Origin of the sequence: Rhodoferax koreense, assembly GCF_001955695.1 — a bacterium.
In the GTDB taxonomy this organism is placed as follows: domain Bacteria; phylum Pseudomonadota; class Gammaproteobacteria; order Burkholderiales; family Burkholderiaceae_C; genus Rhodoferax_B; species Rhodoferax_B koreensis.
In genome coordinates this window covers 2,618,917-2,645,385 of record NZ_CP019236.1, presented here as the reverse complement: position 1 = coordinate 2,645,385, position 26,469 = coordinate 2,618,917, and the positions used below count along the sequence as shown (strand labels likewise).

General features: G+C 66.4%; 22 protein-coding genes and 2 riboswitches. Of the genes, 13 read left to right on the top strand and 9 right to left on the bottom strand.

Annotated elements, in window-relative coordinates:
• Positions 1 to 50: 50 nt before the first annotated feature.
• From RD110_RS12430 to gcvP, 7 genes are all read left to right on the top strand, one after another.
• Positions 51 to 1,022, top strand: coding sequence for a TRAP transporter substrate-binding protein (locus RD110_RS12430; protein WP_076199780.1), 972 nt, complete (start codon positions 51 to 53; stop codon positions 1,020 to 1,022).
• A gap of 83 nt (positions 1,023 to 1,105) precedes the next feature.
• The gene (locus RD110_RS12425; protein ID WP_076199779.1) at positions 1,106 to 1,600 is read left to right on the top strand and encodes a TRAP transporter small permease; all 495 of its coding nucleotides are present in this window, start codon (positions 1,106 to 1,108) and stop codon (positions 1,598 to 1,600) included.
• Positions 1,597 to 2,874, top strand: coding sequence for a TRAP transporter large permease (locus RD110_RS12420; protein WP_076199778.1), 1,278 nt, complete (start codon positions 1,597 to 1,599; stop codon positions 2,872 to 2,874). The genes RD110_RS12425 and RD110_RS12420 overlap by 4 nt, the downstream gene beginning before the upstream one ends.
• A 49-nt stretch (positions 2,875 to 2,923) precedes the next feature.
• Entirely contained in the window at positions 2,924 to 3,715 is a 792-nt protein-coding gene (locus RD110_RS12415; protein WP_076199777.1) for a Cof-type HAD-IIB family hydrolase, read from the top strand.
• 9 nt (positions 3,716 to 3,724) lie between these two features.
• A riboswitch (glycine riboswitch) is annotated at positions 3,725 to 3,826 on the top strand.
• A 15-nt stretch (positions 3,827 to 3,841) separates the two neighbouring features.
• Positions 3,842 to 3,948: riboswitch (glycine riboswitch) on the top strand.
• A gap of 50 nt (positions 3,949 to 3,998) precedes the next feature.
• Positions 3,999 to 5,120, top strand: coding sequence for a glycine cleavage system aminomethyltransferase GcvT (gcvT, locus tag RD110_RS12410; protein ID WP_076199776.1), 1,122 nt, complete (start codon positions 3,999 to 4,001; stop codon positions 5,118 to 5,120).
• A 70-nt stretch (positions 5,121 to 5,190) separates the two neighbouring features.
• Complete coding sequence (gene gcvH, locus RD110_RS12405) at positions 5,191 to 5,565, top strand: glycine cleavage system protein GcvH (RefSeq protein WP_076199775.1); 375 nt, start codon at positions 5,191 to 5,193, stop codon at positions 5,563 to 5,565.
• Between the two features lie 218 nt (positions 5,566 to 5,783).
• Complete coding sequence (gene gcvP / locus RD110_RS12400; RefSeq protein ID WP_076199774.1) at positions 5,784 to 8,675, top strand: aminomethyl-transferring glycine dehydrogenase; 2,892 nt, start codon at positions 5,784 to 5,786, stop codon at positions 8,673 to 8,675.
• A 12-nt stretch (positions 8,676 to 8,687) separates the two neighbouring features.
• Here the strand turns inward: gcvP and RD110_RS12395 are convergent, their stop codons facing one another.
• Complete coding sequence (locus RD110_RS12395) at positions 8,688 to 10,994, bottom strand: putative bifunctional diguanylate cyclase/phosphodiesterase (RefSeq protein ID WP_239467226.1); 2,307 nt, start codon at positions 10,992 to 10,994, stop codon at positions 8,688 to 8,690.
• A gap of 256 nt (positions 10,995 to 11,250) precedes the next feature.
• On the opposite strand from RD110_RS12395, the gene RD110_RS12390 reads away from it, so the two are divergent.
• The 4 genes from RD110_RS12390 to RD110_RS12375 are packed head-to-tail and all read left to right on the top strand — an operon-like array spanning position 11,251 to position 15,221.
• On the top strand, positions 11,251 to 13,464 hold the full coding sequence (locus RD110_RS12390) for a PAS domain-containing hybrid sensor histidine kinase/response regulator (RefSeq protein ID WP_083686666.1): 2,214 nt from the start codon (positions 11,251 to 11,253) through the stop codon (positions 13,462 to 13,464).
• Positions 13,451 to 13,732 (top strand): VF530 family protein, encoded by a 282-nt coding sequence (locus tag RD110_RS12385; protein ID WP_076204873.1) that lies wholly within the window; start codon positions 13,451 to 13,453, stop codon positions 13,730 to 13,732. The genes RD110_RS12390 and RD110_RS12385 overlap by 14 nt, the downstream gene beginning before the upstream one ends.
• Positions 13,729 to 14,403, top strand: a complete 675-nt coding sequence (locus tag RD110_RS12380) for an RluA family pseudouridine synthase (protein ID WP_083686240.1) — start codon at positions 13,729 to 13,731, stop codon at positions 14,401 to 14,403. Before RD110_RS12385 ends, RD110_RS12380 begins: the two co-directional genes overlap by 4 nt.
• 59 nt (positions 14,404 to 14,462) lie before the next feature.
• Entirely contained in the window at positions 14,463 to 15,221 is a 759-nt protein-coding gene (locus RD110_RS12375; RefSeq protein ID WP_076199773.1) for an SDR family NAD(P)-dependent oxidoreductase, read from the top strand.
• Between the two features lie 3 nt (positions 15,222 to 15,224).
• On the opposite strand, the gene ppk2 is transcribed toward RD110_RS12375, so the two are convergent.
• Positions 15,225 to 16,139, bottom strand: coding sequence for a polyphosphate kinase 2 (gene ppk2 / locus RD110_RS12370; RefSeq protein ID WP_076199772.1), 915 nt, complete (start codon positions 16,137 to 16,139; stop codon positions 15,225 to 15,227).
• Between the two features lie 124 nt (positions 16,140 to 16,263).
• Positions 16,264 to 16,503: an HP1242/YdcH family protein gene (locus RD110_RS12365; RefSeq protein ID WP_076199771.1), complete on the bottom strand. Its 240-nt coding sequence runs from the start codon at positions 16,501 to 16,503 to the stop codon at positions 16,264 to 16,266.
• 97 nt (positions 16,504 to 16,600) lie between these two features.
• On the opposite strand from RD110_RS12365, the gene bktB reads away from it, so the two are divergent.
• A complete protein-coding gene (gene bktB / locus RD110_RS12360; RefSeq protein WP_076204870.1) occupies positions 16,601 to 17,782 on the top strand; it encodes a beta-ketothiolase BktB in 1,182 nt (393 codons plus the stop codon).
• A 58-nt stretch (positions 17,783 to 17,840) separates the two neighbouring features.
• Here bktB and RD110_RS12355 read toward each other — a convergent pair whose 3' ends face one another.
• The 5 genes from RD110_RS12355 to egtB form a co-directional block, all read right to left on the bottom strand.
• Positions 17,841 to 18,278 carry a universal stress protein gene (locus RD110_RS12355; protein ID WP_076199770.1) on the bottom strand — a complete coding sequence of 146 codons (438 nt, stop codon included), beginning with the start codon at positions 18,276 to 18,278 and terminating at the stop codon, positions 17,841 to 17,843.
• A 146-nt stretch (positions 18,279 to 18,424) separates the two neighbouring features.
• The gene (locus tag RD110_RS12350; RefSeq protein ID WP_076199769.1) at positions 18,425 to 19,180 is read right to left on the bottom strand and encodes a 2OG-Fe dioxygenase family protein; all 756 of its coding nucleotides are present in this window, start codon (positions 19,178 to 19,180) and stop codon (positions 18,425 to 18,427) included.
• A 46-nt stretch (positions 19,181 to 19,226) separates the two neighbouring features.
• Positions 19,227 to 19,508 carry a DUF427 domain-containing protein gene (locus tag RD110_RS12345; RefSeq protein ID WP_076199768.1) on the bottom strand — a complete coding sequence of 94 codons (282 nt, stop codon included), beginning with the start codon at positions 19,506 to 19,508 and terminating at the stop codon, positions 19,227 to 19,229.
• Between the two features lie 9 nt (positions 19,509 to 19,517).
• Positions 19,518 to 20,516 (bottom strand): L-histidine N(alpha)-methyltransferase, encoded by a 999-nt coding sequence (gene egtD, locus RD110_RS12340; protein WP_076199767.1) that lies wholly within the window; start codon positions 20,514 to 20,516, stop codon positions 19,518 to 19,520.
• Positions 20,513 to 21,814 carry an ergothioneine biosynthesis protein EgtB gene (egtB, locus tag RD110_RS12335; RefSeq protein ID WP_157900168.1) on the bottom strand — a complete coding sequence of 434 codons (1,302 nt, stop codon included), beginning with the start codon at positions 21,812 to 21,814 and terminating at the stop codon, positions 20,513 to 20,515. Before egtB ends, egtD begins: the two co-directional genes overlap by 4 nt.
• Before the next feature lie 510 nt (positions 21,815 to 22,324).
• Between egtB and RD110_RS12330 the strand changes: the two genes are divergently transcribed.
• Complete coding sequence (locus RD110_RS12330; protein ID WP_157900167.1) at positions 22,325 to 22,681, top strand: hypothetical protein; 357 nt, start codon at positions 22,325 to 22,327, stop codon at positions 22,679 to 22,681.
• A 58-nt stretch (positions 22,682 to 22,739) separates the two neighbouring features.
• Here RD110_RS12330 and RD110_RS12325 read toward each other — a convergent pair whose 3' ends face one another.
• Entirely contained in the window at positions 22,740 to 26,459 is a 3,720-nt protein-coding gene (locus tag RD110_RS12325) for a hypothetical protein (protein WP_239467225.1), read from the bottom strand.
• Positions 26,460 to 26,469 lie beyond the last annotated feature (10 nt).

Genomic DNA, 26,469 nt, shown 5'->3' with positions numbered 1-26,469 from the left:
TTGATCAACGGGCCCAGAGACCCGTCGGATTTCCACTCACAGGAGACCTCATGAAATTATCCAGACTGCTCGCCGGGATGACGCTCGCGCTGGGCTTTCTCGCCTCGGCCGCGGCCCAGACCACGATGAAGATCAGCATCTCCGTGGCACAGAACTCGCACCAGGGCGTGGCCATCGACACCTTCGCCAAGGAGGTTGCGGCCCGCACCGGCGGGCGCTACAAGATCGAGACCTTCTACAACGGCTCACTCGGCGGCGAGCGTGAATCCATCGAGGCGGTACAGCTCGGCACGCAGGAGCTGGCGTTCTCCTCCACAGGCCCGGTGCCGAATTTCGTACCCGAGACCAAGATCCTCGACGTGCCCTTCCTGTTCCGCGACAAGGCGCATGCGCGCGCCGTGCTCGACGGCCCGATCGGCCAGGATCTGCTCACCAAGTTCGACGCCAAGGGCTTCAAGGCCCTGGCCTGGGCCGAGAACGGCTTCCGCCACATGACCAACAGCAAGCGCGACGTCAACGGCCCCGAAGACCTCAAGGGCCTGAAGATGCGCACCATGGAAAACCCGGTGCACATCGCCGCCTACAAGGGCCTGGGCATCATCACGACGCCGATGGCTTTCCCCGAAGTGTTCACTGCCCTGCAGCAGGGCACGGTCGACGGCCAGGAAAACCCGCTGCCGGTGATCATGGCCGCCAAGTTCTCGCAGGTGCAGAAGCACCTGACACTGACCGGGCACGTGTATTCGCCCTGCGTGCTGGTGATGAACAAGGCCGCGTTCGACAAGCTCAGCGCCGCCGACAAGACCAACTTCCTCGAAGCCGCCAAGGTGGCCGTCAAGGCCAACCGCGACCGTGTGGACCAGGACGACGCCAACGGCGTGAAGGAACTCCGCGCCCAGGGCATGACGGTGATCGAGAACGTCGACAAGGCCAGGTTCGTGACGATGCTGGCACCGGTGAATGCCGAATTCGAGAAACAGTTCGGCAAGGCCAATCTCGACAGGATCCGCGACTACAAGTGATTCGCCATGCCACGCACCCGCGTGGTACTTCACGCCCGTTCAGCCCGCCTGACGGGCGTTTTTATTGATACTTTTGGCCTCTCATGAAACAAGCACTGCTTCAACTGGATCGCTGGTCGACCACCGCCGCCATGGCCGTGGCCTGCCTGATGCTGACGATCGCATCGGCGCTCGGCGTGTTCCAGATCGTCACCCGCTTCGTGCTCGAGCAACCCGCCGAGTGGTCCGAAATCCTGATCCGCATCAGCCTCATCTGGATGGTGTTCATGGGCATCCCCACCGCGTTTCGCCAGGGCGCCATGGTCAGCGTCGACGTGCTGTACCGCTGGAGCCCGCCCAAGGTGCGCCGCGTGCTCGACTGGTTCGTCTGCCTGGCCGCCCTGTCGCTGATCGGCGTGATCATCTGGTGGGGCTGGGACTATGCGCAACGCGGCAGCGTGCAGTCGATGGCCGGGCTTGAATCCGTGTCGATGTTCTGGGCCTACCTGGCGCTACCGGTCGGCGGACTTTTCAGCGTCGTAGGCATTCTGGCCAATCTGGTCGATCCGCAACGCAACGAACTGGACACTGCGCAATGACCCCCATCATGATCACCACGATGGTGCTGTGTTTCGCACTCACCGTCTCGGTTGCCGTCTCCATCGGACTGGCGTCCATCCTCGGCATCCAGGCCAGCAACGCCAACATGCTGATCTCCGTGAAGGAGATGTTCAACGCCATCAACAAATTCCCGCTGGCGGCGATCCCGTTCTTCATCCTCGCCGGCAACCTGATGGAAACCGGCGGCATTTCGCGCCGGCTGGTCGAGTTCGCCAAGAGCCTGGTCGGCGGCGTGCAGGGCGGCCTGCCGATGACCTGCGTGCTGACCTGCATGATCTTCGCCGCGGTGTCGGGATCTTCGGTGGCCACCACCTTCGCCATCGGTGCGATCCTGATCCCGGCGCTGATCAAGCACGGCTATCCCACGAGTTATGCCGCCGCGCTGCAGGCCACGAGTGCCGAGCTCGGCGTGATCATCCCGCCGTCGATCCCGATGATCCTGTACGGCGTGAGCGCCGAGGTCTCCATCGGCGAGCTGTTCATCGCCGGCTTCGGCCCGGGCATCCTGATCAGCCTGGCGCTGATGGCCTTCGTCTACGTCTACTGCAAGTGGAAGGGCTGGGGCAAGAACGACGGCGAGGGCCGGCTCAGCGTGGGCCGCGCCACCTGGCAGGCCGGCTGGGCACTGCTGATGCCGGTGATCATCCTGGGCGGCATCTACGGCGGCGTGTTCACGCCCACCGAGGCCTCGGCCGTGGCGGTGCTGTACGCGCTGCTGGTGGGCACGCTGATCTACCGCGAGATCAAGCCGCGCGAACTCTACGCGGTGCTGAAGAAGTCGGTGATCTCCTCGTCGGTGATCATGTTCATCATCGCCAACGCCGGCCTGTTCGCCTTCCTGATCACCCGCGCCGGCGTGCCGGAGGCCATCGGCCTGTGGTTGCAGGAGGTGCTGAAGACACCGGCCTACTTCCTGCTGGGCGTGAATGCGGCGCTGTTCGTGATCGGCATGTTCATCGAGACCAGCGCGGCCATCATCGTGCTGGCGCCGATCCTGGCACCCGTGGCGCAACACTTCGGCATCGACCCGGTGCACTTCGGGCTGGTGATGGTGGTGAACCTGGCGCTGGGCATGATCACCCCGCCGTTCGGCGTGAACCTGTTCGCGGCCTGCACGGTGGCGCGGATTTCGCTCGACCGCATCGTCAAGCACCTGGTGCCTTTTGTGCTGGTGATCCTGGCCTGCCTGATGGTGATCACCTATGTGCCGTGGATTTCGCTCGCGTTGCGCGACCTGGTCTACGCCAAATGATCCGTGGATGGCGCGCGGGTAAGCTTCAGCTTTCCGCGCCACACCCGCCATGCCCAAAATCTTCTTCTTCGACATCGACAACACCCTGCTCGACCACCGCAGCAGCCGCATACCGCCCTCCGCGCTGGAGGCCATCGCCTCGCTGAAGGCCGACGGCCACACCATTGCCATCGCCACCGGGCGCGGCTACGGCCATGCGCTGGAATACATCGAGCAGGTGCAGCCGGCCTACGCCATCACACAGAACGGCGCACGCATCCAGCGTGGCGACCAGGAAGTGCAGTGCCATCCGCTGGAACGCGACGGCCTGCAGGCGCTGTTCGGCCTGATGGCGTCGCGCGGCTTCGCCTACGGCGCCACCGATGGCCACAACATCCACGTCAGCGCGCGAACGCCCGATGTGCTCACGCCGATGGGCACGGTCGACCTGAAGGCTTTTCCCGCCGACATAGACGATGTGCCGCCGTTCGTCGTCTCGCAGGGCTGGCTGTTCTTCCATGAATCGCTGGACGACAGCCTGCTGCCCGAACTGCTGCGCACCTTCCCGCAGTTCGACTACGTGCGTTGGCATGCCACGGCGGTGGACGTGCTGCCCAAGGGCATCCACAAGATGTCGGGCTGCGCCTGGGTGCTGGCCGACGCCGGCATCGACGCCGCGCACGCCTACGCCTTCGGCGACGGCCTCAACGACCTGGAGATGCTGCAGGGCGTGGGCACCGGCATCGCCATGGGCAATTCGCATCCCGAGCTGCTTGCCGTGGCCGACCGCGTGACCGACGCCGTGCACCAGGACGGCGTGGCCAAAATGGTGGCGCAACTGCGGCGGGAATTGGCCATCTGAGCGCTAGAATCGACACGGTCAGGAGAGCGTCTGGCGCGTGAATCCACGCAGCAGACCACCGAAGGCGCACCGCAAGGGTAACGCTCAGGTACCAGGGACTGACAAGCGCCGGCGCATCGAAGGCCGGCGTTCCCCACTGGAGAGAAGCCTGCCCTGCCAAGGGCCGGCTCACCGAAGGAGCAAACCCACATCGCTGGGCGAATCTCTCAGGTAAAGCGGACAGCGGGGGCAGCACATGGCGCGGAATCCGTGCCATGGTGACCATGTGCCCCAGGAGAAAACCATGTCCGTCCCCGCCGATCTGCTCAAGACCCCGCTGCACGCGCTGCACCTCGAACTCGGTGCGCGCATGGTGCCTTTCGCCGGCTACAGCATGCCGGTGCAATACCCTTCCGGCCTGATGGCCGAACACCTGCACACGCGTACGGCCGCCGGTCTTTTCGACGTCTCGCACATGGGCCAGTTGCGGCTCGAGGGCGGCGATGCGGCGGCGGCGTTCGAGAGCCTGATGCCGGTGGATGTGATCGACCTGCCCGTGGGCAAGCAGCGCTACGGCCTGCTGCTCAACGATGATGGCGGCATCCTTGACGACCTGATGTTCTTCAACCGCGGCGCCGACCTCTTCGTCATCGTCAACGGCGCCTGCAAGGTCGCCGACATCGACCACATCGAAAAACGCATCGGCCACCGCTGCGAAGTCATTCCCATGCCCGAGATGGCGCTGCTCGCGCTGCAGGGACCGCAGGCGGTAACCGCCCTTGCGCGTTTCGCACCCGAGGTCGCGAAGCTGGTGTTCATGACCGGCGGCAGATTCCAGGTGGCCGATACCGACTGTTTCATCACGCGCAGCGGCTATACCGGCGAAGACGGCTTCGAGATTTCCGTACCGGCCGAACAGGCCGACTGGCTGGCGCGCCAGCTGCTGACGCAGCCCGAGGTCAAGCCCATCGGCCTGGGCGCGCGCAACTCGCTGCGGCTCGAGGCCGGTCTGTGCCTGTACGGCAACGACATCGACGAGAGCACCACGCCGGTCGAGGCCGGCCTGAACTGGGCGATGCAGAAGGTGCGCCGCACGGGCGGCGCACGCGCGGGCGGATTTCCCGGTGCCGACAAGGTGCTGGCCCAGCTTGCGGACGGTGTGCCGCGCAAGCGCGTCGGCCTGGTGGCGCTGGAGCGCATTCCCGTGCGCGACCACACCGAACTGCAGGACCCGTCCGGCCGGAAGATCGGTGAAGTCACGAGCGGCCTGCTCGGCCCGAGCATCGACAGACCCGTCGCCATGGGCTATGTGACGCCGGACCACGCGGCGCTGGGCACGCGGGTCAACGCCATCGTGCGCGGCAAGCCGGTGCCCATGGAAGTCGCTTCCATGCCTTTTGTACCCAATCGTTATTTCCGAGGTTGAGGCCTCGCAGGCCCATCGCCTTCCTGCAGAATTGCACGGCCCCCACCACTTTTGTTCCCTGGAGAAACCCATGCCCATCCAATACACCGAAGACCACGAATGGATCAACGTCGAGGGCGGCATCGCCACCGTCGGCATCACCCACCATGCGCAGGATGCGCTGGGCGACGTGGTCTTCGTCGACCTGCCCGAAGTCGGCGCGACGCTGGACCAGAAGGCCGTGGCCGGCGTGGTCGAGTCGGTCAAGGCTGCCGCCGACGTCTACATGCCGGTGTCGGGCGAGATCACCGAAGTCAACGAGGCCCTGCGTGCCGACCCGGCCCTGGCCAACAGCGACCCGCTGGGTGCGGGCTGGTTCTTCAAGGTGAAGCTGTCGGATGCCTCGCAGCTGGACGCCCTGCTCGACGAGACCGCCTACGCCAAGTTCGCCGAAGCCGCGGAATAAACATCTCTCCCGTTCGTCCTGAGCCGGTCGGAGGACCCGCACCATGCTTCGACAAGCTCAGCACGAACGGAGAATCAGCAACCCCGTTCGCACTGAACCGCCCCTGTTCGCACTCAGCCGCCCCCCGTTCGCACTGAGCTTGTCGAAGTCTCTCGCCAACCGTTCATCCTGAGCCTGTCGAAGGACAAGCCCTCGCCACGATCCCCGGAGCCCCCGCCATGTTGATGCCCGCCGCCAAGCCATTGGACGCCCTCGAAAACGCCGCCGAATTCATCCCGCGCCACATCGGCATCGGTGAAGCCGACGAGGCCCTGATGCTGGCGGCCGTGGGTTCCACGTCGCGTCGCGAACTCGTCGACGGCATCGTGCCGCGCTCCATCGCCCGGCAGACGGCCATGCAGCTGCCGGCGCCGGTGACCGAGGCCGCCGCGCTGGCCGAACTGCGGGCCATCGCGGCGAAGAACCAGGTCTTCAAGAGCTTCATCGGCCAGGGCTACTACGGCACCCACACGCCGGGCGTGATCCAGCGCAACATCCTGGAAAACCCCGCCTGGTACACCGCCTACACACCCTACCAGGCCGAGATTTCGCAAGGCCGGCTGGAGGCGCTGGTGAACTTCCAGACCATGGTCTGCGACCTGACCGGCATGCCGATCGCCAATGCCTCGATGCTCGACGAGGCCACGGCCGCCGCCGAAGCCATGACGCTGGCCAAGCGCAGCGTGAAGAGCAAGAGCAACGTCTTCATCGTCGCCGGCGACTGCCATCCTCAGACCATCGAAGTGATCCGCACCCGCGCCAAGCCGCTCGGCATCGAGGTCAAGGTCAGCAGCGTCTCGGCCACCCTGCCCTTGCTCATGGCCAGTGGCGACTTCTTCGGCGTGCTGGCGCAGTACCCGGCCACCACCGGCATGGTGCACGACCTGCGCCCGCTGGTCGGCCATGCGCACATCAACAACGCCGCGTTTTGCGTGGCGGCCGATCTGCTGGCGCTCACGCTGCTCGCGCCGCCCGGCGAATGGGACGCCGACATCGTGCTCGGCAGCACCCAGCGCTTCGGCGTGGCCATGGGCAACGGCGGCCCGCACGCCGCCTACCTGGCCTGCCGCGACGAGTTCAAGCGCTCGCTGCCGGGCCGGCTGGTCGGCGTGAGCGTGGACAGCCACGGCCACCCGACCTACCGCCTCGCGCTGCAGACGCGCGAACAACACATCCGCCGCGAGAAGGCCACCTCCAACATCTGCACCGCGCAGGTGTTGCCCGCCGTGCTGGCCAGCATGTACGCGGTCTACCACGGGCCGCAGGGCCTGGCGCGCATCGCCGAACGCGTGGCGAGCTTCACCGCCATCCTGGCGCGCGGCCTGCAGCAGATGGGCTACGCGATCACCAACACCCACGCCTTCGACTCGATCACCGTCAAAACCGGCGACGCTACGGATTTGATAGCTGGCCGCGCCCGCCAGTCCTGCGCCAACCTGCGCTGCCGCTTGAAGAACCACGTCGGCATCTCGCTGGACGAAACCACCACGCGCGAAGACATCGAGATGCTGTGGTCCTTCTTCGTCAAGCCCGGCGAGCCGATGCCGCGGCTGCGCGATTTCGAGAAGGGCATCGAACTGCTGATCCCCGAAGACTTGCGCCGCAGCACGCCCTTCCTCACGCATCCGGTGTTCAACACGCACCATTCCGAAACCGGCATGCTGCGCTACATCCGCAAGCTCAGCGACAAGGACCTGGCGCTCGACCGCAGCATGATCCCGCTGGGCAGCTGCACCATGAAGCTCAACGCCACCAGCGAGATGGCGCCGGTGACCTGGCCCGAATTCGCCAACATCCACCCGTTCGCCCCGGCCGACCAGCTCAAGGGTTATGCCGAGCTCGACACGCAACTGCGCGCCTGGCTGTGCCAGGCCACGGGCTACGCCGGCATCAGCCTGCAGCCGAACGCCGGCTCGCAAGGCGAGTACGCGGGCCTGCTGGCGATCAAGGGCTACCTCGAAGCCAACGGCCAGGGCCACCGCAACATCTGCCTGATCCCCTCGTCGGCGCACGGCACGAATCCGGCCAGCGCGCAGATGGTCGGTCTGCAGGTGGTGGTCACGGCCTGCGACGCGCAGGGCAACGTCGACATGGCCGACCTCCAGGCCAAGTGCGAGAAGCACAGCGCCAACCTGGCCGCCGTGATGATCACCTACCCCAGCACCCACGGCGTGTTCGAGCTGCAGGTAAAGGAACTCTGCGCCATGGTGCACAGCCATGGCGGCCGGGTCTATGTGGACGGCGCCAACATGAACGCGCTGGTGGGCGTGGCCGCGCCCGGCGAGTTCGGCGGCGACGTGAGCCACCTCAACCTGCACAAGACCTTCTGCATCCCGCACGGCGGCGGCGGCCCGGGCGTGGGCCCGGTGTGCGTGGTGGCCGACCTCGTGCCCTACCTGCCCGGCCATGCGACCTCGGGCCACAACAGCCCGGTGGGTGCCGTGTCCGCAGCGCCGCTGGGCAACGCCTCGGTGCTGCCGATCAGCTGGATGTACTGCCGCATGATGGGTGCCGAGGGCCTGCAGGCCGCGACCGAGGTCGCCATCCTCAGCGCCAACTACATCAGCGCGCGGCTGAAAGACCACTACCCCACGCTGTACGCCAGTGAAAACGGCCATGTGGCCCACGAGTGCATCCTGGACCTGCGCCCGCTGAAGGACACCAGCGGCGTGACCGCCGAAGACGTGGCCAAGCGCCTCATGGACTACGGCTTCCATGCCCCCACGCTGAGTTTCCCCGTGCCCGGCACCTTGATGGTGGAGCCGACCGAGAGCGAAACCCTGGACGAGCTCGACCGCTTCATCGACGCGATGATCGCCATCCGCCAGGAAATCCGCCAGGTCGAATCCGGCGTCTGGCCGCACGACGACAACCCGCTCAAGCACGCGCCGCACACGGCCGCCAGCCTGCTCGGCGCCGAATGGAGCCACCCGTATGCGCGCGAACTCGGGGCCTTCCCGCTGCCGAGCCTGAAGCAGACCAAGTACTGGCCGCCGGTGGGCCGCGTGGACAACGTCTACGGCGACCGCAACCTGTTCTGCAGTTGCGTGCCCGTCGCCGACTACGAATAGGGCCGATGCGGCTCAGGTGAGCCGCATCAGATCGCTGACGCTTTCCGACAACCAGTCGCCGGCCTCGCCCAGGGTCAGCGGCTGGGCGAACAGTTCACCCTGCAGCACCTGGCAGCCGGCCTGGCGGGCGGCATCGGCCTGGGCCTCGTTTTCCACGCCTTCGGCGATCACCTGCAGATCGAGCGCCGTGGCGAGCTGGCAGATGGCGCGCACCACCGCCAGGGCGTCGGGCGCCGGCAGCGGCTCGATCAGGCCACGGTCGATCTTCACCGTGTGCACCGGCAGGCTGCGCAGCATGTTGAGCGAAGAAAAGCCGGTGCCGAAATCGTCGAGGGCCACTTCCACACCGAGGCGGCGCAGCTGCAGGATCTGGTCGCGCGCGAGATCGAGGTTGGCCACCGCGGCGCTTTCCGTCAGCTCCAGCGTGATCGCCTGCGGCGGCAGGCCGTGTTCGTCGAGCATCCGCGTCACCAGCCGCGGGAATTCGCCGTCGAGCATCTGCAGCGGCGAGACGTTGACCGCCACCGGCACCACCCTGTCGAAGGCATCGCGCCACACCTTCACCTGTTCGAAGGCCAGGCGCAGCAGCATCTCACCAAGTTCGCCGATCAGGCCGGTGCGCTCGGCCGTGGCGATGAACTCGCCCGGCCCCACGGGGCCGAAGCCGGGCCGCTGCCAACGCGCCAGCGCCTCGAAGCCGATCAGCCGGCCGCTCCAGGCCTCCACCTTCGGCTGGTAGTGCAGGCTGAACTGCCGCTGTACGATGGCCGTGCGCAGGGCCTGCTCCTGCGCCAGCAGGTCGCTCGAGCCCAGCGCAAAGCGCGCTTCCGCCAGCGCCATCGAGGTGCCCGGCGTGCGCTTGGCCACATGCATGGCGGCATTCGCGGCGCGCAGCAGCGCCTCGGCGTCGCCGGCGTCGTCGGGACACAAAGCCATGCCCATCGACGCGTCCAGGAAAAAGCGGTGGTGCCGCAGCACCATGGGCTGGCGCAGCAGGTGGCGCAACCGCGCCACGAGCGCCGCGGCGTCGGGCAAGGCGCCGTCCGACGTCACCAGCCAGGCGAACTCGTCGGCGCCGATGCGCATGACCTGGGCGTCGCCACCGAGTTCGCGCTGCAGCGCCTGGCCCAGCGCCTTCAGCACCTCGTCGCCGAGCGAATGCCCGTGCGCTTCGTTGAACAGCTTGAACCGGTCCACACCCAGCAGGACCAGGCCGAACGCGCCGCCCTCGCCCTCTGCCACCTTGGCACAGCGTTCGCGCAGCTGCTGCAGCAGGGCCGCACGGTTGGGCAGACCCGTCAGATCGTCGTGCATGGCCTGGTGCAGCAGGGCATGCGTGGCGTCGTGCTGGGCTGTCTGGTTCGTCACCAGGATCTGGGTGGCCGGGCGTTCGTCCCACAGGGTGCGCCAGGCGGTGAAGCGCAGCCACATCGGCGTGCCATCGCGGCGCACGCGAACCCCTTCCCAGTCGATCTCGTCGACTTCCCCGTTTTGCAATTGCCGCATGTGGTGGCGCAGCCGCTCCCGCTCGACCGCCGGCAATGCGCGTTCGATCCCTGGCAGCGACATCTGCGCCTGGTTTTCGTAGCCGTAGGTTTCCAGCACGGCCGCATTGGCGTAGAGCAACTCGTCACCGGCACGCACCAGCACGCCCTGGTGCGAGTGCTCGATCAGCCGGCGATAACGGTCGCGCAGACGGCGGATTTCCTCGGTGGAACGCTCGAGCGCCGCATACACCAAGGACAGGCCAAGGGCCACGCGCAGCACGCTGCCCAGGCTGAGCTGCCAGGCCTGCGCGATGTCGGGTTCGGCCAGGGCGCCGAACTGGCTCAGGCCGAGGGCGAGCAGCAACGGCCCCACCAGGCGCTCGGCGTTATGGCCGCGCCAAAGCCGGCGCGTGGCCACCACGCCCACCAGCGTGTTGAAGATCGGCGCCAGGCTTGCCGTCAACAGCGCCAGCCCGGACACGAGGGCTGCCAATCCGGCCAGCGCCAACAGGGCCACCAGGACAAGCCATTCGCGCTGCGCGACCGACCATTGCGACAGCCCGCCGATGCCCACCACCATCAGGCCGGTGTAGGCCACCGTGCAGACCATGCCGCCGGCTTGGCCCAGCGCGGACCAGGCGCCGCTCGAGCGTACTGCCAGCAGGCACAGCGGTACCAGCACCTGCACCAGGTGGGCCAGGCCGAGGTCGAAGGTGAAACGCTGCCGCCGATGATGGCGCCAGACCAGCAGCAGTGCCACGCCGATGATCAGACTCACGGCCGAGTTGACCAGCAGCGAATACAGCAGCGCGGGGCCGACGGCGGGCATCATGGAAGTCGCATGGCGGTGTGGGTGCTTCCCGAAATCGGAAGAAAAAGGACGGTGGCCTGACGTTGGCAGCGGCGGGACGGCTCGGAGTATCGCACCGCGTGGCCCGGCGGGCAGCCCCCGGACGCACAAATCGGCGCGGCATCGAGCGCCGGGCGCGGCATGGCGGCCCGCCCGGCCTGGGCTTACACTCGGGCACTGTCGACCGCGCCGCGCCGGCGCGATGTCACCTCGCCCGCTGCACGCCGAAGCCCACACCATGCGCCCTGCCCCGCCCGCCTCGCTGGACCCTTCCAGCGTGGCCCACGCCGCCGCCACGGCCAACGCCGCGAACGCGACGAACGCCGCCACGCTGCCTTCGCTGCCGTCGGGCGATGGTCCGGTCGAGGGCTACCAGCTGGCCCAGCTCGTGCGCGACCTGCGCAGCTACCAGGCCGAGCTGGAGAGCCAGAACAAGGTGCTGCGCTACAGCCAGGCCGTGGCCGAAGGGGCTTCCGAACGTTTCGAGACCCTGTTCTCCAGCGTGCCGCTGGCGCTGATGGTGGTGGATGAACACGACATGGTGGTGCAGAGCAACTCCATGGCGCAGCGCCTGTTCCAACCCACGGAACGCGACCGCCCGCTGAACTTCCTGATGCCCTTCGTCAGCGCCGGCTGTACCGAGCAGGTGCGCCAGGCTTTTCGCGAGGCGCACAGCGACGGCCACTGCGAAGCCACCGAGGTGGTGTTCGCCATCGGCGAGGACGGCACCATCACCGGTGACCTGCACATCGCGCGGCTAGAGAATGCCCACGAATCGACCGTGCACTACATCTGCGCGGTGATCGACCAGGGCCCGCTGCTGGCCGAGCGCCGCGCGCTGCAGCAAAGCGGTGCCGCGCTGCGCCAGCGCAACGAGCAGCTGCGCGTGAGCGAGGCCCGGCTCGAGGCGGTGATCAACTCGTCGCTGGACGCCATCATCTGCGTCGACAAGGACCAGCGCATCACGGTGTTCAACCCCACGGCCGCCGCGCTGTTCCAGTGCCCGTCCTCGCAGGCGCTGGGCAGTTCGCTGGAGCGCTTCTTTCCGAACGCCACCCATGCGCTGGCGCACAACCAGATCTCGACCCAGGCCCTGCTGGGCGAGGTGAATGCGCTCACGGCCGGCGGCAAACGCCTGGCGGTGGAGGTGAGCCTGTCCTTCGAGCGCCACCCGGACGGCGACACCACCACCATCTTCGCGCGCGACCTCACCAGCCGCAAGCGCGCCGAGGCACACCGCAACATGCTCGAAGGCCAGCTGCGCGAGTCGCAGAAGATGCAGGCCGTGGGCACCATGGCCGGCGGCATCGCCCACGATTTCAACAACATCCTGAGCGCCATCCTCGGCAACCTCGAACTCGCCAAGGAAGACGCCGGCCCCGACTCCCCCGCGCTGGTGAGCCTGTACGAGATCGAAAAGGCCGGCCGCCGCGCGCGCGACCTGGTGCGTCAGATCCTGACCTTCAGCCGCAACGAGACCCCGCGCCGGCAACCGGTGTCGCTGGCCGAAGTGGTGGTGGAGACCGAACGCCTGCTGCGCGTGACCATGCCGCCCGCGGTCGAACTGCACCTGCACATCAACGACAACACGCCGGTGGTGCTGGCCGATGCCACCCAGGTCGAGCAGGCCGTGCTCAACCTGTGCACCAACGCCATCCACGCCATCGGCGACGAACGCGGCACGGTGGGCATCGAACTCGCCGGCGTGCTGCCGGACGCGCGGCTGTGCGAACGCCTGGGCCTGGTGCCCGGCCGCTACGCCATGCTGGCCGTGCGCGACAGCGGCAAGGGCATCGACGACGAAACCCTGCTGCGCATCTTCGAGCCGTTCTTCACCACCAAGGAGGTCGGCCAGGGCACGGGCCTCGGTCTGGCCGTGGTGCATGGCGTGATGCGCAGCCACGCCGGCGCGGTCGACGTGCAGAGCGCTCCCGGCCTGGGCAGCGTGTTCACGTTGTATTTCCCCGCCACCGCAGCGCTGAGTACGCCGGTGCAGGCCGAGCCGCCGCGGTCGGGCACGGTGCAGGGCCGCGGCAAACACGTGATGTACGTGGACGACGACCATGCGCTGGTGTTCCTGGTGGAGCGGCTGCTGCGCCGGCGCGGCTTCCAGGTCAGCGGCTTCAGCGACCCGCACCGCGCGGCGGCCGAACTGCGCGCCAATGCCCAGGCCTACGACCTGCTCGTCACCGACTACAACATGCCGGGCTATTGCGGGGTCGACCTGGTGCGCGAGGCGCGGATGATCCGACCCGACCTGCCGGTGGCGCTGGCCTCGGGCTACGTGACGGCCGAAATCGAACAGAGCGCGATCGCCGAAGGCGCACGTGCGCTGATCCACAAACCCAACGATGCGGAAGAGCTGTGCGCGACCGTGCAGCAGCTCATCATGGACAACGACCCCGCCTACCGAGCCAGACCCACCGATGACGTCCAGCATGCCGCCGAATGAAACCGCGCCAGCCGACGGCACCACCCCGGCCCGCCCCGCGCAGCCGCGCAACCCGTTGCACGGCCTGACACTCGAGGCCGTCGTCACCGCGCTGGTCGAAGGCTACGGCTGGGAGGGCCTGGCCGAACGTGTGCCGGTGCGTTGTTTCCAGAGCAACCCGAGCATCAAATCGAGTCTCACCTTCCTGCGCAAGACGCCTTGGGCGCGCGAGAAGGTGGAGAGCCTCTACCTGTTCATGCTGCGCGAGCAAAAACGCCAGGGGCGGTGAACCAGGAACAGGCCGTGCCGGCCGTCGCGCCAGGTACCGAGGTGTTGTTCGCCGACGACGCGTTGATCGTGCTGCGCAAACCCTCGGGCCTCCTGGCCGTGCCCGGCCGAGGCGCCGACAAGCAGGACTGCCTGAGCCTGCGCGTGCAGCAGATGTACCCAGACGCACTCGTGGTGCACCGGCTCGACATGGCCACCTCGGGCCTGATGCTGATGGCGCGCGGCGCAGCCGTGCAGCGCCTGCTCAACGCAGCCTTCGCCGGGCGCGAGGTCCACAAACGCTACACGGCCGTGGTGGCCGGCGACCTGCCCAAATGGGATGACTGGCGGGAGATCGACCTGCCCATCCGCGTCGACTGGCCAAGGCGGCCGCTGCGCATCATCGACGCCTTGCAGGGCAAGCCCAGCATCACGCGCTGGCGCGGCCTGCCCGAGGGCGCCGGCGATCGGCCGGGCACCACACGCGTCGAGCTCCAGCCCGTCACCGGCCGGTCTCACCAGCTGCGTGTTCACCTGCAGGCGCTGGGCCATCCGATCCTGGGCGACCGGCTGTATGCGTCTCCCGAAATCCAGGCCTTGTCGGACCGACTGCTGCTGCACGCCTGCGCGCTCAGGTTGCCGCATCCCGTCACCGGCGAGCCCCTGGCCTTCGAAGACCTGGCGCCGTTCTGAACGCTGGTTGCGCGGCCCGCTTTTGGCTATGCTTGTGCCAAAACAAACCGGGAGTACCCATGACCCAACACCTCTACATCATCACCGGTGCCTCCCGCGGCATGGGCCTGGCCATGGCCGAACAACTGCTCAAGCCGGAACACAGCCTGATCTGCATCTCGCGCAAGAGCAATGAAAAACTGCAGCAGCACGCGCAGAGCGCCGGCGCTGCGCTGGAGCAGTGGACGCATGACCTGACGCAGAGCATCCCGGTGGCCGCCAAACTCGCGCATTGGCTGCAGCACCAGGGCCGCACCGACTGGGCCACCGCCACGCTGATCAACAACGCCGCCACGGTGGCCAACCTGGTGCCGCTGAGCCAGGCCGACCCGGCCGACCTGGCACACGCGCTGCGCGTCGGCCTGGAGGCGCCGATGCAGCTCACCGCCGCCTTCCTGCATGCCACCGATGCCTGGACCGGGCTGCGCCGCGTGCTCAACATCTCCTCCGGACTGGGCCGCCGCGCCATGGCCTCGCAGGCTGGTTACTGCGCGGCCAAGGCGGGTGTCGATCATTTCACGCGCTGCCTGGCACTCGACGAGGCCCTGAAGAAGAACGGCGCGAAGGTCTGCTCCCTCGCCCCCGGCGTGATCGACACCGACATGCAGGCGTTGCTGCGCAACGCCGACGCGCGCGCCTTTCCCGACCAGGGCAACTTCGCCAGCCTGAAGAAGAACGACCAGCTCACGTCACCTTCGGACGCGGCGGCGCGCCTGCTGGCCTACCTGGCGCGCGAGGACTTCGGCGCCAACCCCGTGGCCGACGTACGGGATCAATAAACGTCAGTAAATCTCGGGGACGATCATGTCCTGCGGCACGGGATGCCGGATGTAGTCCTCATGGCGCACCCGTGGCGGCAACACGATGCTCGGATGCGGCACTTCCTTGTAGGGCATCTGCTGCAGCAGGTGGTGGATGCAGTTGAGCCGGGCCTTCTTCTTGTCCACGGCCTGCACCACGCGCCAGGGTGCCTCTTCGATGTGCGTGCGCTCCAGCATGATTTCCTTGGCCTTGGTGTAAGCCTCCCAGCGGCTGCGTGACTCCAGGTCCATGGGACTCAGCTTCCACTGCTTCAGCGGATCGTGGATGCGGCCGAGGAAGCGCGAATGCTGCTCGTCATCCGAGATCGAGAACCAGTACTTCATGAGCTGGATGCCCGAGCGCACCAGCATGCGCTCGAACTCCGGCACCGAGCGGAAGAACTCCTCGTACTGCTCGTCGGTGCAAAAACCCATCACGCGTTCCACGCCCGCGCGGTTGTACCAGCTGCGGTCGAACAGCACGATCTCGCCGGCCGCCGGCAGGTGCGACACATAGCGCTGGAAATACCACTGCGTGCGTTCCCGGTCGTTCGGCGCGGGCAGCGCGGCCACACGGCAGACGCGCGGGTTCAGCCGCTGCGTGATGCGCTTGATCACGCCGCCCTTGCCCGCGGCGTCCCGGCCTTCGAACAGGATCACCACCTTGTGACCGGTGGCGACCACCCAGTCCTGCAGCTTCACCAGTTCGGCCTGCAGCCTGAACAGTTCGCGGAAATAGACCCGGCGGGCTTCCTTGTCCTTCGGCGTGTCGATCACCTCCGCCTCGCCGCCATCCGGCGTGGCCCACACGCGGTCCTCGATCTCCATTTCCAGCTCTTCGTCGTAGCTGTCCATCAGATCGCGCGTGACGCGCTGCATCAATTCCTCGTTGTTCATGTTTTCTCCCGCGGGCAGACTGGTCAAGATGCCTTGAAAGGTAGCGAAAACCTGTGTCGGTTCGATGACAAAAAGGCCCGACCCGTGACAACGGCGTGAAAAACCGGCACGCCGCCTGAGCCGGCTACTTCGCGATGAGCATCTGGTAGATGTCGTCCTTGACCTTGAGGCGCTTCTTCTTCATGTCTTCCAGCGCCTCGTCGGCGATCGCGCTGCCGTCCTGCTCGATCTTGGTGATGCCGTTGTTCAGTTCATCGTATTCGTTGAACAGGTGCAGGAAACGCGAACTCGACAGCTTCAGGCTGCGCATCTTGCCGACGAGGTGCGGAAACTCGTGGGCCAGATCGTGGTTGAGCAATTCCATGGGTATGTCTCCTTCGTTGAAATGGTTGGCGACAGCCAACGCGTGCCATTGACATTACAGTATGCGCCAGATCATCAAACCCAGACAGGAGACCGGAATGCGCAGAGAAGTCGTGGTTGTCAGCGGTGTGCGCACCGCCATCGGAACTTTCGGCGGCAGCCTGAAGGACGTGCCCCCCACCCAACTGGCCGCGCAGGTGGTGCGCGAGGCGCTGGCGCGCGCCGACGTGGCCGGTGCCGACGTCGGCCACGTGGTGTTCGGCCATGTGGTCAACACCGAGCCCAAGGACATGTACCTGTCGCGCGTCGCCGCGATCGACGGTGGCTGCAGCCAGGAAACCCCGGCCTACAACGTGAACCGGCTCTGCGGCTCCGGCCTGCAGGCCATTGTCTCGGCGGCGCAGTCGATCCTGCTGGGCGACGCCGACATCGCCGTCGGCGGCGGTGCCGAGAATATGAGCCGCGCGCCCTATGCCTCGCTGAATGCGCGCTGGGGTGCCCGCATGGGCGACACCAAGATGATCGACATGATGATGGGTGCCCTGCACGATCCGTTCCACAACATCCACATGGGGGTGACGGCCGAGAACATCGCCGCCAAATGGGGCATCACGCGCGAAGACCAGGACCGCCTGGCGGTGGAAAGCCACAACCGCGCCGAACGCGCCACACAGGCCGGCTACTTCACCAGCCAGATCACGCCGGTCATACTCAAGAGCAAGAAAGGCGACGTCGCCTACGCCACCGACGAGCACTTCCGCCCTGGCGCGACGCTGGCCGACATGGCCAAGCTCAAGCCGGTGTTCGCCAAGGAAAACGGCACGGTGACGGCCGGCAACGCTTCCGGCATCAACGATGCGGCGGCCGCCGTGCTGCTGATGGAGAAAGGCGTGGCCGAGGCCCGCGGCCTGAAGCCCATGGCGCGGCTCGTGGCCTATGCGCATGCCGGCGTCGACCCGAAGTACATGGGCATCGGCCCGGTGCCGGCAAGCCGGAAGGCGCTGCAATTGGCGGGGCTGACCGTCAACGACCTCGACGTGATCGAGGCCAACGAGGCCTTCGCGGCCCAGGCCTGCGCCGTGACGCGCGACCTGGAACTCGACCCGGCGAAGGTCAACCCGAACGGCTCGGGCATCTCGCTCGGCCACCCGATCGGCGCGACCGGAGCGCTCATCACCGTGAAGGCGCTGTACGAACTGGAGCGCATCGGCGGACGTTATGCGCTGGTGACCATGTGCATCGGCGGTGGGCAAGGGATTGCCGCCATTTTTGAAAGATAGGACGCGAATCGTCCTGCTGCGCGGACCGATCTCCTCTCCGGTCCACGCTCTATCCAACTTAACCTCGGACCACGAGCACGGGCAGCGTGGTGTGGGACAGCACGCGCTGCGTGACGCTGCCCAGCAGGAGCTTTTCGATACCGTGGCGGCCATGGGAGCCCATCACGATCAGGTCGGCACCGGCGGTCTTGGCCGCCTGCAGGATGCCGTCTTCCATCACGTGGCCTTCGATCACCTGGCGTGTGCAGCGCAGGCCGGCGGCGTTGATGCGGTCCTCCCCGGCCTGCAAGGCATTGTTGGCGTTGGAGGTGGCGGCCGTGATGTATTCGGTCTGGCCGAACGCATAGTCGGTGCCGATGCCGACGAAGGGGTATTGGTCGATCACATGCACCAGCGTGATCCAGCTGTCGAAAACCTTGGCCAGTTCGATCGCCTTGCCGACGGCGGCCAGGCCGGTGTCGGAGCCGTCCACGGGAACCAGAATGTGCTTGAACATGGTTTTCTCCTTCTTTGGGAGCGGCTCGGCCCGCGCTCTGCCGCCTGAAACAACTCTACAGCGCGGCTGCCCGCGCGGCTGTAGGACCGCAAGCCATCATCGACGCACACCCCGGCATCGGCCTTGCTTCAGGTCAAGCCTTGGGCTCAACTGCTCTGGAAACCCGATGCACGGAAGGTCAGCACCAGCGTGTCGCGGTGGCCGCCGTCGGCCGTGGGCTGGATCGGCGTGGACTCATGGATCACACGCGTGTCGTCGAGCAGTAGCATCGACCAGGGTTCGGTCAGCGTGAAACGTTGGCCATTCGGCCCTTCGGCCTCGAAAACCCGCGTCTCGCCGCCCTTGATGCCCACCCGGTCGACCAACAGCACGGCCACGAAATCCACCCCGTCACGGTGGGCGCCCTCCGGTGTGGGCCGTCCGATGCCGTCGGTGGTGTCGATTCGGAACTGATGGGCCTCCACGAACCATGGCGGAGCCGCCGGGGCGCCCGCGTCGGCCTTGAGCGCGGTGCAGATGCGCCCAAGGGCCACCAGCAACTGCCGCCAGCCCGGCGCGTGAACGTCGCTGTCGCGCATCGGCTCGAACCATCGCTCCATGCCGCCGTGCAAGGCGTTGTAAGCCAGCGGTTGCCAGTGCGCGCGATGCGGCACCTGCGTAAGCGCGTCGCCCTGCACGACGAAACAGGAATGGCGGCGGCGTCGGTAGTGACCGCCATCCTTGAGGTAAGCGTCGGGCGGCAGGTCGTTCCATGAGGGATTGAGCGCCATGAGCGCCGCCAGCTCGCAGCCCGCCAGTTGCGTGACGCTGGCCGCGCTCAGCACGGCATAGCCCTGTTGGCGCAGGATGGGCACGACCTGGGCCGGTGGTGCGAACGAAGGGGAAAGTGTGACGGTACTCATGTCACGCTATCGTACTGAACTTTGGGCCGCACCGGCCCCGGCCGCGTCAGGGCTCGATCTTCACGCCTTTCCAGAACGCCACCCGGTCGGCCACTTCCTCGGCTCCGGACTTGGGCTCGGCGTAGTACCAGGCCGCATCGGTGTTCATCTCGCCGTTCACCAGCAGCGAGAGGTAGCTTGCCTGGCCTTTCCAGGCGCAGGTGGTCTTGTGGTTGCTGAAGCTCACCACGTCGCGGTTGAGCGAACTCATGGGGAAATAGTGGTTGCCTTCGACCACGGCGATGTCGTCGCTTTCGGCGATCGTAGCGCCGTTCCAGGTTGCTTTCATGCGGGTTCCTCAGGAAGGTGCCTGCAACCAATGCAGGCTGAAAAGTTGGTTCGGATCGGTCCACACGCGGCCGGGCGTGAAGCCGGCTTCGGTGGCCAGGGCGCGCAGGCTGTCCACGGTGAACTTGTGCGAATTCTCGGTGTGCAGGCTCTCGCCTTCGGAGAAGCTGAAGCGCCTTCCGCAGACGGTGACTTGTTGCTCGCGCAGGCTCACCAGGTGCATTTCGATGCGGCGCAGCGGTGCATTGTAGAAGGCGCTGTGGGCGAACTGCGACAGCACGAAATCGGCCCCGAGTTCACGGTTGGCGCGGGCCAGCAGGTTCAGGTTGAAGGCCGCCGTCACACCTTGCGCATCGTTGTAGGCGGCGTGCAGGAGCGCTGGGTCCTTGAACAGGTCGGCACCCAGCAGCAAGGCGCCGCCACGCAGAACGCGCGCGGCCATGCGCAGGAAATGCAGGGCCTGCGGCGGCGTGAAATTGCCAATGGTCGAACCCGGAAAAAAGCCCACGCGCCGTCCCGCATGGGGCGCCGCACGCGGCAGGATCAGGTCCTGGGTGTAGTCGGCCACCACGGGCAGGACCTCGAGCCCGGCGTAGTCCTGCTGCAATCTGGCCGCAGCCTGCGCCAGGTGTTCGCCCGAGATGTCGATCGGCAGGTAGCGCGACGGCCGGTCCATGGCGTCGAGCAGCAGGCGAATCTTCAAAAGCGAACCGGCACCGAACTCGACGATCTCGGCGTTCGGTCCGATGGCTTCGGCGATGTGGACGGCCTGTGCTTGAAGGATCCCGACCTCGGTGCGCGTCGGGTAGTACTCGGGCAGTTCGCAGATGCGATCGAACAGCGCCGAGCCGGGGGCATCGTAGAAGTACTTGGGCGCGATACTGCGCGGCGAGGCCGCCAGCGCGGCCAGCATGTCCTGCCCGAAGGCCGACAATCCGGCTGTCTCCAAAGGCTCGGCCGGTACGGCTTCGAAACGCCGCCGCGGCGCGGCAAAAGTTGCTGGTTTCATAGGTCCCTCGCCAGACGGATGCCGGAAAACTGCCAGCGCGCGGCTGGCGGAAAGAAGTTGCGGTAGCTGCGCCGCGCGTGGCCCGGCGGTGTTGCCAGGCTGCTGCCGCGCAAAATGAGTTGTCCGACCATGAACTTGCCGTTGTATTCACCGGCCATGCCGGCCAGCGGCCGGAAGCCGGGATAGGGGTCGTAGGCAGAGCGGGTCCACTGCCAGGCTGTGCCGTCCATCTGGCGCATGCCCGGTGTGTCAAAGGCGGCCTCCCACTCGAATTCCGTTGGCAGGCGCGCGCCGGACCACTCGGCGTAGGCCGAAGCTTCGAAAAAACTCAGTTGGGTCACCGCCGCGGAAGGATCGAGCGGCTGCAGGCCATTCAGCCCGAAGACGTACCAGTCGGCAGTGCCCGATTTCGCGAGCTGATGCGCCTGGACCCGGGCGTCGGCCGCAGGAAACCAATAGATCGGCGATTGCCAGCCTTGGCCCTGCACCGCGGCCCAGCCGTCGGACAACCACAGCTCGGGGCGGCGGTAGCCGCCATCGGCGATGAACTGTGCATACTCGCCGCAGGTGACCAGCCGGTCGGCGATCTCGAACGCCGGCAGCAGGCGGCGGTGCCGCGGGGTTTCGTTGTCGAACGCAAAGCTGTCGTCACCGTGGCCGATCTCGACGATGCGTTCCGCATGCGGCAGCCACGAGGCCGATGCGGGTGAGGTGGCCAACCGCAACAACGGCACGTCACTGCTCTGATAGGCAGGCAGCATCGGATTGCACGACAGTGCATGCAGGACGTCCGTCAACAGCAGTTCCTGGTGCTGCTGCTCGTGGTGCAGCCCGAGGGTGATCAGGGGCAGTACCGCCGCCTGGCGATCTTCTCCGCATCCGCGCATGAAGCCGAGCATGGCCGCATCGACATGCGCACGGTAAGCCAGCACCTCGTCCACCGACGGCCGGGTCAGCAGACCGCGCATGGCTCGCGGATGCCGGGGCCCGAGCGCCTCGTAGTAGGAGTTGAAGAGATAGAAAAAACGGGCATCGAAGGGTCGGTAGTCCCGCGCGTGCGGAACCAGCACCATGGCCTCGAAAAACCATGTCGTGTGCGCCAGATGCCACTTGGTGGGGCTTGCGTCGGGCATGGACTGCACGCATTGGTCTTCGGCGGACAGTGGCGCGGCCAGCGCCAGGCTGCGCGCCCGGACCTCGGCGTAGCGCCGCAGACTCGATGAAAGGGCTGCCGACGAATCGACGGCCGGTGCACTCACAGGCACTGCCGGATGCGTCGGTTGTAAAACAAGGGACATGCAAAAGTCTCCTGACGACCTTGTTGCGTTGAATGTTCGAATCGGCGCGAATGCGGCTCACGACGGGCCGCAGTGGCGGCATGGCTCGGAGCCACGCGAAAAGCCGCCATCATGAACCACATCGGCCGATCTCGCCCGAGGTCGGGACAAACCCTGGGACGTGAAGTCGCTGCCGCCCCCTGACATGGACAGACGTCTTCGCCAAAAATGATCCGCGTCCCAAGTTGCCATTCGCTCGTTTTTCGGGCAGAGGACCGAGGTTAGTGCTGGACCAGTCCGGCGAGCATCGCCAAGGCGCAGTTCGGCGTGCGGGCCAAACGACCGAGCCTCTGTAGGACAAAACCTACAAAAACAGTTCCATGCCCGCTATGATTTTGCTCGACCGATTGCCCGGGCTCGATACCCTGTTCGGGCATGGGCCGACGAGGACACCTATCGTTGCAATTTTAGGATTATCGATACATACTGGCCGCTGGAGCAATGCCGCCCTCAGCCGGATCAGGAGCACGCATGAACTCAGAAGAAATTGCAGACATCTCCCAGCGAATACGCCACGCGATGTCAGACCCGACCCTGTGTGCGACTTTCCAGCTCGCGCAGGAGACAGGCAAATGGATTCAATATGGAGACGACCGCATCAACGCCGCCTACCCTTCACACCTGGACCCGAGCGCGCTTGTTGCCACGCTCGGTGGCCAGCTCGAGTGCTGGGAGGCCCATAAATACGTCACGGTGGTCATCGCCGGAACCGAGGCGACGGCGGTCGCCCGGTGGATCGACGCGTATTTCCGCTGGGTGCTGTCCCGCCGCGATGCGGCCATGACATTCCGGGTGTCGCGTTTTCAGCGCTGCATCGATCCGGTCTGAATCGATCTCCCCGGGGCGGCGCTCAGCGCGCGAACCGCCCTTCCCCGCGTCGCTCGGCTCAGTAGTAGCCGACGATGTTCAGGAAGAACCCCTTGTAGGTGTAGCCGAGCTTGGTGAGATCGTCACTGAAGCTGGTGAAGTTGTAGCCGATGCCCACGCGCAGATTCTTCGTGATGTCTCGGTCGATGCCGGCCAGCCAACCATGGCGCGCGCCTCCCTGCTTCACGGCCAAGGTGCGGAACTCGACCAGGCCGTGCCACTTGTCCGGTAATTCGTAGCGGGTCTGGAAGCCGGCATAGGTGGTGGCCGAATCGAACCACTGCCCGGTGCCACGGCCGAAACGGGCCGAACCCTCGCGCCGGGCCAGCTTGGCGGCAAACTCCCACTGGCGGTCGTACTTGTAGATGCCCTCGATCGAGACGATGTCGGACTTCTGGTCGTATTCGGAACCCACCTGATTCACCTGACCCAGGCTGGCCAGGTCATAGAGATGGGTGTAGCGCCCCAACAGGGCATAACGCGTCGCGTCCAACGGCCGCCAGGCGAAGCCGGCCACGGCTTCGGTGTACCTGGCCCCCGCTGCGGCGTTCAGCTTGTCGTCGGTGTCGGAATGGTTGAGCTTGCCCGACACCCGCCAACTTTCGTTGACCTTGTGGTCGATCCGGTTGGCCAGCACCCATTGGGTGCGTTGCTCAGCCCCAGTGTCGCGCCGCCACTCGGCTTTGCTCGACCAGGTCGTCTGCGGCGTGGTGTGCCCACCGGTCACGCTGACGGCGCGGCGGTGCACGTCGCCCTGACTGCTGGTGAGTTCGCCCTGCTGCAACGTGAAGCCGAAGTTCCAGCCCACGGCGGGATAGAAATCCATGCCGAAGGTGTTGGCGAGCCCCTTGCCGGTGTTCGGATCCTTCAGGTATTGGCTTTCGTTGAAGAGGTTGGTCTTGTCGGTGAGCCGCCAGCGTTGACCCAAGGTCCAGCCCCCCTGCTGCCGCGGGTTGAACACCGAGTCGTATTCGGTGCCGTCGCTGCTGGCGGTGAAGGTGCCGTAAACGGTGTGGTCCGCCGAGAGCCTGTATTCGGCGTTGACCTGCGTCGAATTGCCGCGGTCGCCATGCGTGGTTTCGGCACCGACGCTGGACAGGTTGGCGAAGCGGTACTTCGCGCCGACGGTATAGGCATCGTTGTCGGGATAGCGCCCATCGTCGTTGTCCAGCGTTTTCTGCGCGATGCCGTAGACGTCGAGGTTGGGTGACACGCGGCGCGTGTATTTGGCAGCACCCAGCGTGCCGTTCACATCGCCCGTGGCGAGGTTTTGCGTGATCCGGCGGATTTCGGCGCTCACCGTGTCGTCATCGGTCGGACGCCATTGCGCGGTGAACTGGGCCTGATCGAGCGACTCCGCGCCGCGTTCGACCCGGCTGGCCAGGGCATAGATCGACAGCGTGTCGGACACCTCGCCGCGCACGGTCAGGCCGGTTTCGCGCAGGTCCTGGCCGGTGTCGTTGCGGGCCACGGAATAGCCGGCATCGACCCGCCGGCGCCAGCCGCTGAGCGTCCAGTTGCGATCGGTCCAGCCCATTTCCTTCAGATTGGCCTGCGCGTCGAGCGCGTCGGCGCTACCGGCGCGGTGCCCGGTAGTGGCATTGGTCTGCGTGAAGCTCAGGCCGCCGTTGCTCGAGAAGAAGACTGGCGCGCCCGTGGACTCGGTTTCGGTGTGTTCGAGCTTCAGGAAAGTGCCGCGTCCGGCCTGCAGCGTGAGGTCGACGCCTCTGAGGGTGTAGTTGTCGCCGGACTGTTTCTCGTTGACGACGGTGCCCCCGATCGCCACGTGGTCGGTGACCCATTGCTTGCCGCGCGCGCCTGCCGTGAGGTTGCCCGCATCGAAGCCGCTCGGTATCCATTCGTAATCGACCAGCAGGCGTTGTTCGTTGCCGGCCAGCGGCGTGTCGCGCGTGATGGCGTTGCTGTCGCCCGCCACCTGCGCCAACGCCTTGGTCAGCAGGATACGGCCCTGCGTCTCGTTGATGGTGTAGTCGGTGCCGCGCACCAGCGTGCTCCGGCTTTCGACGTTGCCCGTCGTCGGGTTGCGGACCTCGAGCGTGACGATGTCCGAGCCCGGCAGGACATCGGTGTGGCGCAGGTAGTAGAGGCTGCCGCCGGTGCCGATGAACTCGCTATGGCCGGGCGCGGTTCGCGCCTCCGATGCGAAGGCCCGCACGAAAGCCTTGGTCTCGCCCCAGGGATTGGTCTCGCGGGCACGCCAATTGACCGCGGCACCATACAGCGAGCGCACGTATTGCGCGTACTGCGTGCCGGTGAAGCCGGTGGCGAAGTTGCCCCATAGTGCCTGGTTCTTGTCCCAATCCACACGCAGGTAGAAACGGCCCTGGGTATCGACATCGCGGTAGGTCGTCGAATCGTCGCCATAGACCGGGTAGTACTGGTTGGGATCGAGGCGGCGGAACACGTCGGTGGGATCGGCATGGGTGAAGCCGCTGAACAGGTCGCGGATGTCGCGTTCCTGGGTATCGGCCTGGGCCGTCACCAGGTATTTGCCGTCGATCTTGGTCTTGCCGTAGAAGGCGAGCCGGCCGTCGACGAGCAGGCTGTCGGTACGGCCATTGAGCGCCAGTCCCATGCCCGGCCCGGTGGCCTTGTTCTGGAACACCGTCAGGTCGGCCATGGCCACGCCGAAGAAGTAGTTGCCGCTGACCTCGACACGCATGGTGTGCGTGAGCACGGTCTGGCTGTTGCCGTCCTTCAGTACCAGGTCGTAGCTGTGCGACCCGACCGGCTCGAGGAATTCGGCGACGAACTTGCGGTCCAGATCCACCGGGTAGTCCTGCCCGTTGATCTGCAGGTTGTGGTCCAGCGGCAGATTGCGTCCCTGGATGCGGATGCGCGAACCGTAGATCGGGATGTTCTGCCGGCGCAGTCCGTTGCCGCTGAAGACGTTGCTCAGCAGGCTCTGGGTCTCGGCCTGTTGGGTCGTCATTGCGGTGCCGAGTGTCTTCTCGACCTGGTCGCGCGTCAGGCTGGCGCCGCGTTCGGCCTCCTCGCGGCGCACCAGCGACAGCGTGCGCGGCATGGTCTCGTCGAAGGCCCCATCGGCGCCGTAGGCACGCACGATATAGATCAGGTCATCCCCCGCGCGTAGCGGAAAACGCGGGGCCATCACACCGTTCCAGTCGGCACGGCTCACGCCCGCCACCGGCATCGGCATGCTGGCCAGCGGCTCGGTGAGATCCGTGTCAGTGGCGCGGTAGATGCCGAGTTCGATGCGCTGGATAAACCCAGGATAGTTGCTGCGCAGGAAGAACTGCACTGGCGCGATGATGCGCCCGTTCTCGAAAGCCACCTGCGAGGGGCCGGACACGCTGAGTTCTGCCACGCCCAGGGTCGGATCCTCGGTGGCCCAGACGATGCCGCCATTGGGCAACTGGAGCGAGAACTTGCCCGTGGCCGTCGCGACGCCCGGTTGCTGGGCGGGAGGGGCCGCGCCGGCCTCGATGCTCACCCGTCGGTCGGGCTCGAGGGCCTTCGAACCCGAACGTTCGCTCGTGCCATGCGTCGCCGGGTCCCGCTCGCCGTGGGTCTGCAGCTGGAACAACAGGTCTTCGCCGCTGCGGCAGTCGGTGGCGCTGCATTCGGGTGCCCCGGCTGCGGCATCGGCCACGGGCACGGCGGGCACTGCGGGGGTAGTGGTCTGCTGAGCCCAGGCCAGTGGTGAGGCGCTCGAGAACAGGGTGAGCAGCGCGTAGTCGAGGATTTTCATTTTCATGCTGGACTCC